Here is a 14,801-nt window from a genome sequence, read left to right as displayed (position 1 = left end):
TGCAGCAAAAACCGGAGTAGGTCGCGTCGATGACCGACAGCGTTGCAATTGTACTGGTTTCCGGCGGACTCGATTCGATGATCTCGGCCGCGCTCGCGCGCGAGGCGGGGCATCGCCTGTTCGCGCTTTCCTTCGACTATAATCAGCGTCACCAGGTCGAGCTGGCCGCCGCGCGCCGCATCGCCGCCACTCTGGGTGCCGAGCGCCATGTGGTGATGCCGATGGACCTGCGCGCGTTCGGCGGCTCGGCGCTCACCGCCGATATCGACGTGCCGAAGGACGGCGTGGGCGACGATATCCCGGTCACCTATGTGCCCGCGCGCAACACCATCTTCCTCAGCCTCGCCCTCGGCTGGGCCGAGGCTTCGGGCGCCCGCGACATCTATATCGGCGTCAACGCGCTCGATTATTCGGGCTATCCCGATTGCCGCACCGAGTTCATCGAGGGTTTCGAGCGGCTCGCCGAACTGGCGACCAAGGCCGGGGTGGAGGGCGAGCCCTTCCATATCCGCGCCCCGCTCCAGCACATGACCAAGGCCGATATCGTCCGCGAGGGCGCGCGGCTCGGGCTCGATATGGGGCTCAGCTGGTCCTGCTATGATCCGGCGCCGGGTGGCGTGCATTGCGGGCTGTGCGACAGCTGCCGGTTGCGGTCCAAGGGATTCGAAGAGGCGGGCATCGCCGATCCGACGAAGTACGCAACGAGGGCCTGACGTGACCTATAGCGTCAAGGAAATGTTCCTCACGCTGCAGGGCGAGGGGGTAAATGCCGGCGCCCGCGCGGTGTTCGTCCGCTTCGCCGGCTGCAATCTGTGGACCGGCCGCGAGCAGGACCGCGCCAGCGCGATCTGCCAGTTCTGCGACACCGAGTTCGTCGGCACCGACGGTCTGGGCGGGGGCAAGTTCGCCACGGCCGATGCGCTGGCCGACGCCGTGCTCGGCTTCTGGGGCGAGGGGGCGGAGAAGCGCTTCGTCGTGCTCACCGGCGGCGAGCCGATGCTGCAGGTCGATGACGCACTGGTCGATGCGCTCCACGCCCGCGGTTTCCGCATCGCGATCGAGAGCAACGGCACGCTTCCCGCGCATCCCGGCATCGACTGGGTGTGCATCAGCCCCAAGGCGGGCAGCGAGGTCGTCCAGCGCTCGGGCGACGAGCTCAAGCTGGTCTGGCCGCAGCCGGGCACCGATGTCGCGGCGATCGAGGGCTGGGACTTCGCCAATTTCCTGATTCAGCCGATGGACAGCGTGGCGGCGCAGGAGAATATCGAGGCCGCGATCGCCTTCGCGATGGAACGGCCGAAATGGCGGCTGACGCTGCAGACGCACAAGATGCTGGGGCTGCGGTAACTTTCCCGGCGGTTGCCTCTGCCCCCAGCCGTCATCCCGGCCTTGTGCCGGGATCCACCGCGAGGCAGGCGAGCAGCAAGGGGCTCGAAGCGATGTGTAAGAGGCCCAGTGGGCCCCGGCACAGGGCCGGGGTGACGAAATTTGCCGAGCGGGCTGGCCTAGCTCAGTTGAGCAGCAGCGGGCCGCACTTCTTGACCTGGTACTGGCCCTTCTTCCAGCACTTGTCGTTGCCGAAGGGCGGCAGCTTCACGCCGTACATGCCGGTGACGACATAGCCCGACGGGCGATACTGCTCGCCCCAGGGGCCGAGGCTCGCGCGCAGTTCCTTGATGCGGTCCTGCGCCAGTTCGCTGAACTTGCCAGGCTTCACGAACACCGCATCATGGCCGATTGCGGCGGCAGTCTGGCAGAAAGAAAGCTGGCCCTGAACAGTCGAGAAGCCCGAATAGATGCGGGTGCCATACTTGTCGAGTTCAAGCTGGCCCTGCTTCTTGTTCTTGTACGTTCTTGCAAAATATTTCTCGAGCGTAGCGTATGAGTCCCGCAGCTCGATCGCGTGATCCTTGATCAGCGAATTGTAATTGTCGACCGAAAGCAGCGTCGGTTCGAACTGGCACTGGAGCGCGGCGACGTTCAGCGCGGCGCGCAGGTTCCAGGCGAGCGCGGCCTGCAGCTCGACCGGGGTGGCGCCAGGCAGCGCCGGGCCGGTCATGCCCGGCTCGGAACCGGTCACGCGCCCGCTCTCCAGATTGGCGGGCTTGAGGAAGAACTGCGCCGAAGCCGGTGCGGAAACGAACAGGCCGATCCCCCCGGCCAGCATCAATGCGATACGCGAAGCAAACATGCTGCCCTCGAAAACTACCAGTTAACCCCGTGGCAACGGGTTACGGTGTTCCGAGTCCGCGTTGAAGCCCCTTTTTGCCGTCCATCCGTGCCATCGCGGCATTTCATCGCAAAAGCATAGGAAAAGCATAAAGAAAAAGGCCGCCCGGTCGCCCGGACGGCCCTTTCATCAAACACTCGACCGAGCGCGAATTACATCGCGTTGGTGGTGTTGGTGGTCACGGTGGTGGTGTTCTCGACCACGGCGCCGTTCTCGGTGGCGGCGGCGTCGATGTTGGTGACCATCGTGTCGGTGGTCACGTTCTCGGTCGGAACGACTTCGGTGGTGTTGGTCACGTTGGTCGACTCGTTGCTGGTGCACGCCGAGGCCAGGAGGGCCGCGCCGGCGATCATCGAACCTGCAACGATCTTCGAAATGACTGCACGCATGTAGAAAGCTCCCTAGATTATGGATCTGGATTACGGATACGCCGTTTAATACCCAAACCGGAGTGGACATTAGACGGTTCGGGCAAACCCCTCAAGACTCGATTTGACCTGCGCTCACGAGAGAGCGTTCAAAAATGGCAAAAATGTGGCGCGCAGTGCCGAATCGAATTGCCCGGGCGTAACCGGCCTGCCGAGCGCCTCGGCGCTGGTGACCGGGAAATCGGGGATGCCACAGGGTACAATCCCATTGAAATCATTGAGGTTCGGCGACAGGTTGATCGCAAAGCCGTGCATCGTCACCCATTGGCGCAGCCGCACGCCGATCGCGCCGATCTTGGCTTCCTGGCCGGCCTGGTCGAGCGTCCAGATGCCGATCCTGCCCTCCGCGCGGAACGCTTCGATCCCCAGTTCGCCCAGCGCCGCGATCACCCAGCCCTCGACGGCATGGACATAGCCGCGCACGTCGCGCTTCCGGTTCCGCAGGTCGAGCATCAGATATCCGATGCGCTGGCCGGGGCCATGATAGGTGTAGCGCCCGCCGCGCCCGGTGCGGAACACCGGGAAGCGTGCCGCATCGACCAGCTCGCTGTCGTCGGTGGCGCTGGTGCCGGCGGTGTAGACGGGCGGATGCTCGAGCAGCCAGATCCGTTCGGGGGCGGTGCCGGCGGTCAGCGCGGCGACATGCGCCTCCATTTCGGCGAGCGCGGCGCCATATTCGATCGGCTCCGGCGCGACCCGCCATTCGATATCCTTGGTCATGCGTGCGAATTGCGCATCCGCGGGCGATTCCGCAAGCATTGGCAATAAACTGCGCGCGGGCTAACACCCCGGCAAAGGGAGGACATCGGGCGCATGGCGAAGATGGGCACCGTCTGGGATCGGACGGCGGAGTTTCTGAGCGACAATCTGGGGGCGATCCTGCCGGTGGCGCTGCTCGCCTTTTTCGTGCCCGCCTCGATCGAGGGCAGCTTCCAGGCGGCCAAGGCCAGCGCCGGCCCCGGGCTGGTCCTGTCGCTCTATCTCGTCCAGCTCGCCTTCGGCATCCTGTCGCTCTGGGGATCGCTCACCATCACCGCGATGGCGCTCGACATGGCGGAGGCGCGTGGCGCAGGCGCGATCGGCCGGGCGCGGCTGCTGCCGGCGTTGATCGTCTCGGTCGCGCTGTTCGTCGGCATGTTCGTGCTCGCCATGCCGATCCCGATCGCGCTCCAGCTCGCCGGCTATGACATGATGGCGATCGCGCGGGGCGAGCTGACTTCGCTCAGCACCCAGATGGCAGGCGGCATCGCGCTCTACCTGCTGGTGCTGGTCGCGCTGATCCTGTGGCTCGGCGCGCGCCTGTTCGTCACCAATGCGGTGATCGTGCGCGAGAAGCGGATGTTCTCGGCGCTGCGCCAGTCGTGGAAGCTCACCCGCGGCAGGACCTGGGCGCTGATCGGAGTGATCCTGCTCTACGCACTGGTCTCCTGGGTCTCGATCCTGGCCGCCAACATGGTGTTCGGCAGCATCTTCGCCCTGGTCGCTGGCGGCGCGGCCGACGGCATCTCGCTGGCCGGGGTGCTCACCTCGATCGTCGTCGCCGCGGTGCAGACCGGCTTCACCGTGCTGGTCCCGGCCTTCGCCGCCAAGCTCTATCTCGCGCTCACGGCCGAGGCCGGGCTTCGCGAGGGGCTGATCCTCGCATGAGCCTCACCAGCCGCGGCATCTTCCTCGATGCCGTCTCCCTGTTCCGCGCCGAGCGCGAGCTGCTGATCGCCCTGGCGGGCATGTTCTTCGTCGTGCCGATGCTCGGCGCGGTGCTGCTCGTATCGGGGCTGCAGCTGCCCGCCACCCAGGACGCCGAGAAGCTGCGCGAGGCCATCATGGCCTTTTACGACGCAAACCTGCTGACCATCCTGGCGATCAGCCTGGTGATGGATTTCGGCAGCTTCGCGATCTTCAACCTGTTCCTGCGCGGTGACGGCCGCACCCTGGGGCAGGTGCTGCTGCTCGCGCTCAAGCGCTTCGGCGCCTTCTTCGTGCTCAACACGATCGCCGGGCTGCTCTTTTCCTTCGGCCTGTCGCTGTTCGTGATTCCTGGCCTCTACATGCTGGTGCGCACCTGGCTGGCCGGCCCGGCCTTCGCGGCCGATCCCGCGATCGGAATCCTGGGCGCCTTCCGCGAAGGCTGGCGGCGCAGCGCCGGGGTGACCGGCTTCGCGCTGCTCGGCCTCGCCTCGATGATCTTCTTCCTGGCACTGGGACTGGTGCTGATCGCCGGGGGCATCCTCGGCACGATCGCCGGCCTGATCGGCGGCGTGCAGGCGATCGCGCCGGTATCCTGGCTGGTCAGCGCGCTGATCGGCGGGGCGGCCTGGGCCGCGCTCGCGCTGATCCGCGTCGCCGCCTATCGGCTCGCCGGCGCGCCCAGGCAGGGGATCTGAGGCGCGGCATCCGCCGCCAGCACGCCCGCCAGCCGCGGATCGGCGAAGGTCTCCACCGTGCGCTTGTAGGGGACGAAGCCATGCTTGCGGTAGAAGCCGAGCGCGCCGGGCGAATCGAGCGTGCAGGTGTGCACCCAGACGCGGGTGACCTCGGGCGTCCAGGCGAGCATCAGCGCATGCGCCATCAGCCAGCCGCCATGGCCCTTGCCGGCCAGCTCGGGAATGAGACCCACGAACCCCAGCTCGCAGGTCGCCTCGACCCGGAAGTCGAGCTCGAGCATGCCCACCTCGATGCCGGCGCGGTCGACCACCGCAAACACATGCACCTTCGGGTCCTGGATGATCGAGACCAGCCGGTCCTCCGCCATCACCAGCCGCGAGAACCACAGCCAGGGCTCGCCGACGCGGCGGAACAGCGCGCGGTACTTGGCCGGGTCGGGCGCCGGCCAGCGCACCAGCCGCAGCGGCGAATCGGGCAGCGGGCGGGGCCGCGGCCGCGCCAGCATCTCGAGCGCGGTGACTACGGTGGCGATCTGGTCGTCGGCGACCGGGATCAGGCCCATGTGCTGGCCTTGTCCCACACTCCGTCATCCCCGCGCAGGCGGGGATCCAGAGTCACGAAGGACGTCGCTCTGCAACCCTGGATCCCCGCCTGCGCGGGGATGACGAGAGGAGGGAGAGCAGCGTGAATCACGACCACGCCGCCATCGGGGGCAGGCTCATCAGGATCGCGTCGATATTGCCGCCGGTCTTGAGCCCGAACAGCGTCCCCCGGTCATAGATCAGGTTGAACTCGGCATAGCGGCCGCGCCATTCGAGCTGGCGCTGCTTGTCCTCGGGCGTGAAGTCCATCCCCATCCGCTTGCGGACGATGCGCGGATAGATGTCGAGGAACGCACGGCCGACATCCCGGGTGAAGGCGAAATTCGCCTCCCAGCCTTCGTCACCGGCGCCTTCCAGGTGATCGTAGAAGATCCCGCCCACCCCGCGATGCGTCTTGCGGTGGGGGATGTGGAAATACTCGTCCGCCCAGGCCTTGAAGCGCGGATAATGCGCCGGGTCATGCGCGTCGCAGGCCGCCTGCAACGCGGCATGGAATTCGGCGGTGTCTTCCTCGTACGGGACCGGCGGATTTAGGTCGGCCCCGCCACCGAACCAGCGCTTGGTCGTGGTCAGGAAGCGCGTGTTCATGTGCACCGCCGGCACATGCGGATTGGCCATGTGCGCGACCAGGCTGATGCCGGTGGCGAAGAATTTCGGGTCCTCGCCCGCGCCGTGGATCGACTTGGCGAAATCGCCTTCCAGGCTGCCACCGACGGTGGAGACGTTCACGCCCACCTTCTCGAACACCTTGCCCTTCATCACCCCGCGCACGCCGCCGCCGCCGGGCTCGCCCGAGGGATCGGTACGGTCCCAGGCGATATAGTCGAACCTGGCGTCCGATCCGGCCTCGGCCTCGATCGCCTCGAATTCGGTGCAGATCGCGGTGCGCAGTTCCTCGAACCAGGCGCGGGCGCGCTGCTGCTGCTCGTCGGGTGCGATCATTGCGGGGGGAATCCATCGGTCTGGCGCAGTGCCTCGGCGAGCGAGATGCCCGCGGACACGGCTAGGTTGAGCGAGCGCAGGCCCGCGCGGATCGGGATACGCACCGCGAGATCGGCGCGTTCATGGACATAATCGGGGGCGCCGCGGCCCTCGGAGCCGAACAGCAGGGTGTCGCCCGGCTCGAACCGCGCCTGGTTGAGCGGAATCGATCCGCGCGTGGTGAACAGGATCACGCGGCCCGGCAGCTTCTCGGCGAATGCGTGGAAATCGGCATGGCGCACGACATCGGCCTGGCCGCCATAATCCATGGCGGCGCGGCGCAAGGCCGCGTCGTTCCACGCGAATCCCATCGGCTCGATCAGGTCGACGGGCGTGTCGAAACAGGCTCCAAGTCGCAGCACGGCGCCAACATTGCCGGCAATATCGGGTTCGAACAGGGCTAGTCGCATGGCTTTGCTCCTAGCGTTCTATTCCCTTGCGTAACAAGCCGCTGAAAAAGGCTGTTGCGGAAGCGCGCAGCCGCCGTCTATCACCTCGGCTGGCCTATTCGGGGGACATCGAAGGGCAACGAGGGGGCCCTTAGCGCCCGTGTTGAGCTTTACGTTCTGTCCGCGCGTTCGCCGCGGCAAGTCCGAAGTGCAAGGGGTAAACATGGCAATTGAAGCCGATCTGGCCGGTCCCGAGAATCCCCGTCGTCGCGATTATCTCCAATATGCCGCCGTTTCGGTCGCGGCTGTGGGCGCGGGCGTCGTGGTTCTGCCGCTGGTCAATTCGATGAACCCGTCGGCCGATGTGCTCGCGCAGTCCACCACCGAGGTGGACCTGTCGAAGATCGAGCCGGGCATGGCGATCAAGACCAGCTTCCGCAAGCAGCCCTTGTTCGTGCGCAACCTGACGCCGGCCGAGATCGCCGCCGCGGACGCGGTGCCCGTCTCGTCGCTGCGCGATCCGCAGACGCTCGAGCAGCGCACGGCGAAGGACCACACCAACTGGCTGATCACGCTGGGCGTGTGCACCCATCTCGGCTGCGTGCCGCTGGGCGCGGGCGAGGGCGAGAATCGCGGGCCGTTCGGCGGCTATTTCTGCCCCTGCCATGGCTCGGCCTATGACACTGCCGGCCGCATCCGCCAGGGCCCGGCGCCGAAGAACCTCGAGGTTCCAAAATATAACATCAACGGCGCTATCGCCGTGGTTGGGTGAGGATAGAGCGCGATGAGCTTTCCCTGGGCCAAGCATTATGAGCCTAAGAACCCGGTGATGCAGTGGGTGGACTCGCGTCTGCCCCTGCCGCGCTTCGTCTACAACGCCGTCGGCGCCGGCTATCCGGTGCCGCGCAATCTCAACTACTGGTGGAACTTCGGCGTGCTCGCCGGGGTCGCGCTGGTCTGTCAGCTGATCACCGGCATCGTGCTGGCGATGCACTTCCACTCCTCGGCCGCAGGCGCGTTCGAGAGCGTGAATGTGGGCATCATGCGCGACGTGAACGCGGGCTGGTTCCTGCGCTTCGCCCACGCGAACGGCGCCTCGATGTTCTTCGTGGTGATCTACATCCACATGTTCCGCGGCCTCTATTACGGGTCGTACAAGGCGCCGCGCGAGATGGTGTGGCTGCTCGGCGTGGTGATTTTCCTGCTGCTGATGGCCACCGCCTTCATGGGCTATGTGCTCCCCTGGGGGCAGATGAGCTTCTGGGGGGCGCAGGTGATCACCGGCTTCTTCTCGGCGATCCCGGTGGCCGGCGACTGGATCCGCGTATGGCTGCTCGGCGGCTATGCGCCGGACGATGCCGCGCTGAACCGCTTCTTCTCGCTCCACTATCTGCTGCCCTTCGTGATCGCGGGCGCCGTGATCCTCCACATCTGGGCGCTCCACATCCCGGGTTCGTCGAACCCGACCGGCGTGGAAGTGAAGGGCGAGCAGGATACCGTGCCGTTCCACCCGTATTACACGGCGAAGGACGGCCTGGGCGTGGTGGTGTTCCTGATCCTGTTCTCGGTGCTGATCTTCTTCGCGCCGGACTATCTGGGCCACCCGGACAACTATATCCCGGCGAACCCGCTCTCCACCCCGGCGCACATCGTCCCCGAATGGTATTTCTGGCCGTTCTACGCGATCCTGCGCGCCTTCACCGCGGACTTCATCCTCCCGGCGAAGCTGTGGGGCGTGCTGGCGATGTTCGGCTCGATCCTGCTGCTGTTCTTCCTGCCCTGGCTCGACAAGTCGCCGGTGCGTTCGGGTGCCTATCGCCCGATGTACAAGGTGGCGTTCTGGGTGCTGGTGTTCGACGTGCTGGTGCTCGGCTATTGCGGCGGCTCGCCGGCCGAGCCGCTCTACGTGATCGTCAGCCAGATCGCGGCGGCCTATTACTTCGCACACTTCCTGATCATCGTGCCGATCATCTCGAGCATCGAGACGCCGAAGCCGCTGCCGGGCTCGATCACCGAGGCCGTGCTGGCCAAGACCGGCGCGTAAGGGGGACCAGGAACCATGACTTCGCTGTTCATCAAATCGATCAAGTTCCTGGTCGGCGGTGCCTTCATCGTCGTGCTGCTGATCGCGCTCTACGGCTCGGTCCGCGGCGTCATCAAGGAACCGCCGGCGGAAACCGCCGAGCACGCCATGCACAAGCATCCGGAGGAGCTGAAGCTCGCCTCGGACGGGCCGTTCGGCAAGTTCGACCGCGCCCAGCTCCAGCGCGGCTTCCTCGTCTACAAGGACGTCTGCTCGACATGCCACTCGCTCAACCTGGTTTCCTTCCGCAACCTGAAGGACCTGGGCTACAGCGAGGCCGAGGTGAAGAAGATCGCCAAGGACTGGGGCACCAAGCAGCCGGTGTTCGACGAGAAGGGCGGCACCTGGGGCGAGCGTGACAACGTGCCCTCGGATCGCTTCCCCAAGGTCTATTATCCGGGCACCGGCACCCCGCCGGACCTCAGCCTGATCACCAAGGCGCGGCATGACGGCGCGGCCTATGTCCACTCGCTGCTGACCGGCTACGACAAGAAGCCCTCGGCCGAGGCGCTGGCCAAGTTCCCGGAATTCGCCAAGACGCCGGACGGCATGCACTTCAACCCCTATTTCGCGAACCTCAACATCGCGATGCCGCCGCCCCTGACGCAGGACGGCCAGGTTCAATATTCGGACGGCACCCGCGCCACGGTCGACCAGATGTCGAAGGACGTCTCGGCCTTCCTGGTGTGGACCGCGGAGCCGACGCTCGAGACCCGCCGCCAGGCCGGTTTCGCCGTGCTCGGCTTCCTGATCTTTGCGGCCTTCCTGACCTATGGCGCCTATCGCTCGGTGTGGGCAGGCGTTAAGCACTGATCCCGCTTCGGCGGTACAAGACGAAGCAACGCAATCCCGCCCTGGCTTGGCCCGGGCGGGATTGCTGTGTTCAGATCAGTGTTCGAAGGGTCCGTTTCGATGAATGACGATATCCGGCAGCGTATCCGGACCATCCCCGATTTCCCCAAGCCGGGGATCATGTTCCGCGACATCACCACCTTGCTGCTCGATGCCGAGGGGCTGGCGCTCACGATCGACCGCATGGCGGCGGCCGTGGAAGGCAAGATCGACCTGGTCGCGGGCATCGAGGCGCGCGGCTTCCTGTTCGGCGCGGCGCTGGCGGTGAAGCTTGGCGCGGGCATGCTGCTGGTCCGCAAGGACGGCAAGCTGCCGGGCGCGACGATCGCCGAGGATTATGCGCTCGAGTACGGCACTGACCGGATCGCCATCCATGCCGATGCACTGGCCCCGGGCGCCCGCGTGCTGCTCGTCGACGACCTGATCGCCACCGGTGGCACCGCCCGTGCCGCGGTGCGCCTGCTCAAGAAGGCCGGTGCCGAAGTCGTCCAGGCCTCGTTCGTCGTCGACCTGCCCGAGCTGGGCGGCGCCGACGCGCTGCGCAGCGATGGCATCGCGGTGCATGCGCTGGTGGCGTTCGACGGGCATTGATCCCCTGAATTCCCCTCCCTGGAAGGGAGGGGCTAGGGGTGGGTGGAGGCTTGGCGATACTGTTGGGCTGGGTGGAATGGCGGCCGTAACGCGGTCATCCACCCACCCCCGGCCCCTCCCTTGCAGGGAGGGGAGCTAAGCCTGCTCCGCCGGCCGCCGCCGCATCAGCACCAGCCCGGTGAACCGCAGCACCGGCTCGTCATGCTGGTTGAAGGTGGTGGTCTGGTTCTTCAGGCTGCCCATCTCGGGCCGGCTGCGCGAGGGGGTCACTTCCAGCACCTCGGTCTCGACCCGGAGCACGTCGCCGGGATAGACCGGCTTGAGCCAGCGCAGCTCGTCGATCCCCGCCGCGCCCAGGCTCGCCTGGGGTACCACCGACATCTCGGCGACCGTCATCGCCATCGTCATCGCGCAGGTGTGCCAGCCGCTCGCCGCCAGCCGCTTGAAATGCGTCTGCGCCGCCGCCGCGTCGTCGAGATGGAAGGGCTGAGGGTCATATTTGCGCGCGAACTCGAGCACCTCCTCGCGCGTGACCTCATAACGGCCGAAGCTCCGCTTCTTGCCGACCTGCATGTCTTCCCAATAGAGCATGCAATCAGTTTCGGATGAAAACCGATCGGGCGCAAGCCCTCCTTTGTGAGAGGGGGGCGTCAAATCTCTTCAGTCCCCCGGCGAACGCCGGGGCCCAGGGTTTCTCTGCCGTATCGCCTGTGACCCTGGACCCCGGCTTTCGCCGGGGAGCAGCCAGGGCGATGACTCAAACCTACCGAACCAGCACATCCCGGAACGGCGCGTCATTCCCGTCCACCCCGGCCTTGGGCGGCAGGCCGATCAGGTCGCGCAGCAGTGGATAGATGTCGACATTGACGAAGGGCTGCACCGTCGTCCCCGCCCGGAAGGCCGGGCCATTGGCGACGAACAGCGCGTTCATCTCGGGCGAGAGATTGTCGAAGCCGTGATTGCCGCCGATCTGGTCGGGATCGATATCCTTCTCGCCGACCTGCCAGCCGGTCTCGGCCAGGCAGAAGATCGCCGGCACGCGCGGATTGGTGCCGTAATGGAAGCGCGCCGGGATCTCGGCCTTGCGCCAGCATTCGAAATGGTCGTGCTTGCCGAGCAGGGCCTTCTCGACCACGGCCTCGCGCCCCGGGGTCGGGATCAGGCTGAGATAGGGGCCGGATTCGACCAAATGGTAATCCTCGGCCTTCACCAGGTTGTTGATCGAGATGGCGCGCTTGCCGCTGACCTGCGCCATGCCGTGGTCGGCGACGATCACCAGGTTCGCCGGCTGGCCCAAGGCGGCGAGCCCGTCGACCAGCTCGCCGATCCGCTTGTCGACATCGGCAGCCGCCGCCGTCGTGCGCTTGTCGTCGGGGCCGTAGCTATGGCCGGCGCTGTCGACCGTGTCGAAATAGAGCGTCAGGAACTTCGGCCGGATCGAAGCGGGCCGCCGCAGCCAGTCGAGGATCGCGTTCACGCGCTGCTCGCCGGTGATGACCTGGTTGAACTGCGCCCAGTCGCTCGGCCGCGTGCCGCCTTCGATCTTGTACGGCCATTTGTCGGCCTTCACGCCGCCCACCGCGACGTTCGATCCCGGCCAGAATTCGGTGCCGGTGCGGATGCCCGCCTTCTCCGCGTCCACCCAGATCGGCATCGCTTCGTTCCACCAGAACGGGTCGTCGCTCTGCATGGTGAAGACTTCCTTCGGCCGCGCCGTGTCCTCCATCTTGTTGGCGGTGATGCCGTGATGGTCGGGATAGAGGCCGGTCACCAGCGTCCAGTGATTGGGGAAGGTCTTGGACGGGAAGCTCGGGTGCATGATCCCGGTCGCGCCGCCCCCCGCCAGCCGCGACAGGTTCGGCGTCACCCCGCGATCGAGATAATCGCTGCGGAAGCCGTCGATCGAGACGAGGATCGTCACCGGCGCGCGCTGCTCGGTAACCGCCGGTGCCACGGCGGGCGGCGGTGCGGCGACGGGTGCCGTGGCACAGGCCTGGAGGACGGCGGCAAGGGCCGCGGCGGCGATCTTCGAATACCAGCGCATGTCGGGGCCCCTGACAGCAAAATGTTGCGGCGGTAAGTCGTATCATCGACGGGACGGGACGAGCAAATCGCCGGCTAACCTCCCGTTCATTTTGGCTGCGTCACGATGCTCGAAACGGGGGAGGGGTGGATGCGGCTGCTGCTCGGATTGGTCTTCGCGGTTGGCCTGGCGGCGGCACCGCCCGCGGCGGCGCAGAGCCCGCTCACCCTCGCCCCCGGCACCGAGACCGCCTCGGACGGCAGCCCGGTCCGCTACGAGGTCGGGGCGATCACCGTTCCCGAAAATCGCGCGAAGCCCGACGGCAAGCGCATCACGGTCGGCGTGCTGCGGATCAAGGCGACGAAGCCGAGCAACCAGCCGCCGATCTTCCTCCTCGTCGGCGGCCCTGGCGTCACCCTGCTCGACACGCTCGGCGATCCCAGCCCGCGCGCGAAGCGCCGGCTGCGCATGTGGCTCGACCATGCCGAGACCAACGACCTCGTGATCGTCGAACAGCGCGGCTACACGCTGCGCGGCGACATGCTCGAGCTGCGCTATCCCGCCGCCCCGCTCGACCGGCCCAGCCGGATCGAGGACGAGATCGCGGTCACGCGCAAGCTGGCCGAAGGGGCGGTGGCCGCCAATCCGGGGCACGACCTGGCCGGCTACACGATCGCCGAATGCGCCGATGATGTCGATGCGGTCCGCCGCGCGCTCGGCTATGACCGGATCAGCCTCACCGCCGCCAGCTTCGGCTCGCAATGGGCCTTTGCCGTGCTCAAGCGCCATCCGGGCACGGTGGCGCGCGGGCTGATCTCCCTGGTTGAGCCGCTCGCCAACGGGTACGACATGCCGGCCCATGTCTTCGCGGTGATGCAGCGCGTCGCCTTCGAGGCCGAGCAGGATCCGGCGCTCAAGCCCTTCATTCCCAAAGGCGGGCTGATCGCGGCGGCGCGCACGGTGCGCGATCGCCTCGCCGCCGCGCCGGTTACCGTCGAGCTGCCCGGCACCGGCAAGGTGGTGCTGGGCCTTGGCGACTATCAGCGCGCGCTGTTCAGCCATGTCGTCGATGCGAGCAAATGGCCGGCCTTTGTGATCGACGCCTATCATGGCCGCTACCAGGCCTGGGCCGCCGAGGAAGCCGAGACCCGCAAGGCCAGCACCACCGCGCTGATCGGCCCGTTGATCGACACTGCAACCGGCGTCACTGCGGCGCGCTGGGCGCAGATCCAGGCGGACCCGGCGCTCGACATGCTCGGCCCGTGGAATTTCGCTTCCTATGCCGCTACCGCCGATGCCTGGGCCACCGCCGATCTTGGCGACGCCTTCCGTCTGCCGGTGCGCGACGAGACCCCGATCCTGTTCGTCCAGGGCGATTGGGACGCCAACACCCCGGTCGAGAATCTGGTGGACGTGCTGCCCTGGTTTCCCAATGCCCGCACGCTGATCGTGCATCGCGGCCAGCACAATGGCCGGCTGCTGCGCGATCATCCCGATCTCGATGCGGCGACGATGCGCTTCCTGCGCGACGGAACGATGCCGGCGCTGCCCGGCCGGGTCGATGCCGCGCCGGTCAGCTTTGCGCTGCCGGCCGCCACCGGCTGAACCAGCGCGCGATCAGCGCCGCCGCGATCGGGAACACTAGCGCATAGCCGATCACCCCGATCATCCGCAGCGGCATCACTCCGCTCAGTGGCCCGAGCAGTCCGAGCAGCGCCAGTGCGCCGCTGCCGAGCAGCAGCCGGTAGATTGTGACCTCGCCGCGAAACGCCGGCGCCATCAGCAGCACGGCAACCGCGAAGAAGCCGTCCCAGGCGAGGATGTCGAGCATATAGGGCAGGCTCGGCCAGGCGAAGGCGTCCTCTGCCCCAAGTGCCAGGATCGACAGATGCACCACGCTGGTCAACGCCAGCGCGGCGGCCATCAGGGGCAAGGCGGGCCGGGTGAAGCGCGGCGCCAGCCCGGTGCCGCGCACGGCGGTGGCGAGCCCGAGCAGGAACGGCACCAGCAACAGGATCAGTATTTCCATCGCCCCGAACCAGGGCTGGCCGATCGGCGCGTCGCGCTCGGGCAGCGTCGCCAGCCCGATCGCCAGCACCAGCAGATAGGCCAGGCTCAGCCCCGCCACCGCGAAACCCGAGACGATGCCCAGCTGGCGAAGGACGGGGACGGGGGAGGGGCGGCGCATGGCGCATATCTGGCCCGCGTGCCACCGCAAGCGCAAGCCGTGCCGTCGC

Annotated in this window: 18 protein-coding genes; 9 read left to right on the top strand and 9 right to left on the bottom strand. The window is 66.8% G+C overall.

Annotation, left to right across the window (positions count from 1 at the left end; translation table 11 throughout):
- Window positions 1–29: 29 nt before the first annotated feature.
- Complete coding sequence (gene queC / locus AAHM44_RS17460; RefSeq protein ID WP_342250777.1) at window positions 30–713, top strand: 7-cyano-7-deazaguanine synthase QueC; 684 nt, start codon at window positions 30–32, stop codon at window positions 711–713.
- 1 nt (window position 714) lies between these two features.
- A complete protein-coding gene (gene queE / locus AAHM44_RS17455) occupies window positions 715–1,347 on the top strand; it encodes a 7-carboxy-7-deazaguanine synthase (RefSeq protein WP_342250776.1) in 633 nt (210 codons plus the stop codon).
- A 163-nt stretch (window positions 1,348–1,510) separates the two neighbouring features.
- On the opposite strand, the gene AAHM44_RS17450 is transcribed toward queE, so the two are convergent.
- The 3 genes from AAHM44_RS17450 to lipB form a co-directional block, all read right to left on the bottom strand.
- The gene (locus AAHM44_RS17450; protein ID WP_269572713.1) at window positions 1,511–2,191 is read right to left on the bottom strand and encodes a hypothetical protein; all 681 of its coding nucleotides are present in this window, start codon (window positions 2,189–2,191) and stop codon (window positions 1,511–1,513) included.
- A 191-nt stretch (window positions 2,192–2,382) separates the two neighbouring features.
- Window positions 2,383–2,619, bottom strand: a complete 237-nt coding sequence (locus AAHM44_RS17445; RefSeq protein ID WP_269572712.1) for a hypothetical protein — start codon at window positions 2,617–2,619, stop codon at window positions 2,383–2,385.
- 114 nt (window positions 2,620–2,733) lie between these two features.
- Complete coding sequence (lipB, locus tag AAHM44_RS17440; protein ID WP_269572711.1) at window positions 2,734–3,378, bottom strand: lipoyl(octanoyl) transferase LipB; 645 nt, start codon at window positions 3,376–3,378, stop codon at window positions 2,734–2,736.
- Between the two features lie 93 nt (window positions 3,379–3,471).
- On the opposite strand from lipB, the gene AAHM44_RS17435 reads away from it, so the two are divergent.
- A complete protein-coding gene (locus AAHM44_RS17435) occupies window positions 3,472–4,305 on the top strand; it encodes a glycerophosphoryl diester phosphodiesterase membrane domain-containing protein (RefSeq protein ID WP_269572710.1) in 834 nt (277 codons plus the stop codon).
- The gene (locus tag AAHM44_RS17430; protein ID WP_269572709.1) at window positions 4,302–5,042 is read left to right on the top strand and encodes a hypothetical protein; all 741 of its coding nucleotides are present in this window, start codon (window positions 4,302–4,304) and stop codon (window positions 5,040–5,042) included. The genes AAHM44_RS17435 and AAHM44_RS17430 overlap by 4 nt, the downstream gene beginning before the upstream one ends.
- Here AAHM44_RS17430 and AAHM44_RS17425 read toward each other — a convergent pair.
- The 3 genes from AAHM44_RS17425 to AAHM44_RS17415 form a co-directional block, all read right to left on the bottom strand.
- The gene (locus AAHM44_RS17425) at window positions 5,006–5,605 is read right to left on the bottom strand and encodes a GNAT family N-acetyltransferase (RefSeq protein WP_342250775.1); all 600 of its coding nucleotides are present in this window, start codon (window positions 5,603–5,605) and stop codon (window positions 5,006–5,008) included. The two genes, AAHM44_RS17430 and AAHM44_RS17425, sit on opposite strands and share 37 nt — an antisense overlap.
- Before the next feature lie 127 nt (window positions 5,606–5,732).
- A complete protein-coding gene (hemF, locus tag AAHM44_RS17420; protein ID WP_342250774.1) occupies window positions 5,733–6,587 on the bottom strand; it encodes an oxygen-dependent coproporphyrinogen oxidase in 855 nt (284 codons plus the stop codon).
- A complete protein-coding gene (locus AAHM44_RS17415) occupies window positions 6,584–7,036 on the bottom strand; it encodes a tRNA (cytidine(34)-2'-O)-methyltransferase (RefSeq protein WP_184169007.1) in 453 nt (150 codons plus the stop codon). Before AAHM44_RS17415 ends, hemF begins: the two co-directional genes overlap by 4 nt.
- 202 nt (window positions 7,037–7,238) lie before the next feature.
- Here AAHM44_RS17415 and petA point away from each other — a divergent pair, with 202 nt between their 5' ends.
- The 4 genes from petA to AAHM44_RS17395 all read left to right on the top strand — a co-directional run bounded on the left by petA (window position 7,239) and on the right by AAHM44_RS17395 (window position 10,541).
- Complete coding sequence (petA, locus tag AAHM44_RS17410; protein ID WP_184169006.1) at window positions 7,239–7,787, top strand: ubiquinol-cytochrome c reductase iron-sulfur subunit; 549 nt, start codon at window positions 7,239–7,241, stop codon at window positions 7,785–7,787.
- Window positions 7,788–7,799: 12 nt separating this feature from the next.
- Window positions 7,800–9,059: a cytochrome b gene (locus tag AAHM44_RS17405; RefSeq protein ID WP_184169005.1), complete on the top strand. Its 1,260-nt coding sequence runs from the start codon at window positions 7,800–7,802 to the stop codon at window positions 9,057–9,059.
- Between the two features lie 15 nt (window positions 9,060–9,074).
- The gene (locus tag AAHM44_RS17400; RefSeq protein WP_184169004.1) at window positions 9,075–9,911 is read left to right on the top strand and encodes a cytochrome c1; all 837 of its coding nucleotides are present in this window, start codon (window positions 9,075–9,077) and stop codon (window positions 9,909–9,911) included.
- 99 nt (window positions 9,912–10,010) lie between these two features.
- Window positions 10,011–10,541 carry an adenine phosphoribosyltransferase gene (locus AAHM44_RS17395; RefSeq protein ID WP_184169003.1) on the top strand — a complete coding sequence of 177 codons (531 nt, stop codon included), beginning with the start codon at window positions 10,011–10,013 and terminating at the stop codon, window positions 10,539–10,541.
- A 135-nt stretch (window positions 10,542–10,676) separates the two neighbouring features.
- Here the strand turns inward: AAHM44_RS17395 and AAHM44_RS17390 are convergent, their stop codons facing one another.
- Window positions 10,677–11,132 (bottom strand): MaoC family dehydratase, encoded by a 456-nt coding sequence (locus AAHM44_RS17390; protein ID WP_269572704.1) that lies wholly within the window; start codon window positions 11,130–11,132, stop codon window positions 10,677–10,679.
- 172 nt (window positions 11,133–11,304) lie between these two features.
- Entirely contained in the window at window positions 11,305–12,585 is a 1,281-nt protein-coding gene (locus AAHM44_RS17385; protein WP_269572703.1) for an alkaline phosphatase family protein, read from the bottom strand.
- 129 nt (window positions 12,586–12,714) lie between these two features.
- Between AAHM44_RS17385 and AAHM44_RS17380 the strand changes: the two genes are divergently transcribed.
- On the top strand, window positions 12,715–14,169 hold the full coding sequence (locus AAHM44_RS17380) for an alpha/beta hydrolase (RefSeq protein WP_342250773.1): 1,455 nt from the start codon (window positions 12,715–12,717) through the stop codon (window positions 14,167–14,169).
- Here AAHM44_RS17380 and AAHM44_RS17375 read toward each other — a convergent pair.
- On the bottom strand, window positions 14,138–14,752 hold the full coding sequence (locus AAHM44_RS17375; protein WP_269572701.1) for a hypothetical protein: 615 nt from the start codon (window positions 14,750–14,752) through the stop codon (window positions 14,138–14,140). The genes AAHM44_RS17380 and AAHM44_RS17375 overlap by 32 nt on opposite strands.
- Window positions 14,753–14,801: the final 49 nt, after the last annotated feature.

The sequence above is a fragment of the Sphingomonas sp. OTU376 genome (assembly GCF_038440415.1).
GTDB classification, from domain to species: Bacteria; Pseudomonadota; Alphaproteobacteria; order Sphingomonadales; family Sphingomonadaceae; genus Sphingomonas; species Sphingomonas kyeonggiensis_A.
Note: the sequence above shows the minus strand (reverse complement) of the source record. Positions and strands in the feature narration are given on the sequence as shown.